This is a genomic window from Rhizobium ecuadorense, from assembly GCF_001187535.1.
Lineage (GTDB): Bacteria > Pseudomonadota > Alphaproteobacteria > Rhizobiales > Rhizobiaceae > Rhizobium > Rhizobium ecuadorense.
Genome location: NZ_LFIO01000293.1, coordinates 1 through 464, shown reverse-complemented (window position 1 = coordinate 464; position 464 = coordinate 1). Strand labels below are relative to the sequence as shown.

The 464-nt window shown below is 58.6% G+C and carries 1 pseudogene; it reads right to left on the bottom strand.

Going from position 1 to position 464, the window contains the following annotated elements:
- Window positions 1–379 (bottom strand): annotated as a pseudogene (locus AF337_RS39840) (FAD-dependent monooxygenase); the annotation flags it as partial.
- Window positions 380–464: the final 85 nt, after the last annotated feature.

The following is a 464-nucleotide window of genomic DNA, read 5'->3' as shown; positions in this document are numbered from 1 at the left end:
GCTCCGCCTGCCCATCCGTTACGATCGCCCCGGATCGATAGCGCTGGTTCATCTCGACGCCGTGGCAATCGAACTCATAGACTTTGTCGGCGATCGCCTTGCGGATGGCGGCGCGCTGTTCTTCAGCAGCAACCGTGTTGTTGCAGCGAGCATCCATGTTCTGCTGCATCTTAACCGGATCGATCGAATCAAGCAGGCCGAGCGCCTTGAAGATCGGCCCGAATTCTTCGATCGACTTGTTGGCGCGGGTGACGATCTGCTTGGCGACAGGCGCTCGCTCGTCCTGATAGCTATCGAGAAGTTTCTCGTCAGCGGTGCCCTTGAGGACGAAAGCCAGCTTCCATGCTAGGTTGAATGCATCCTGGATCGAGGTGTTCGAGACAGCCCGTTTGCGGCGTATGGACGGCCGTCAGACGCTGCTCTTCGTCGATGAGATCCATCGTTTCAACCGCGCCCAGCAGGAC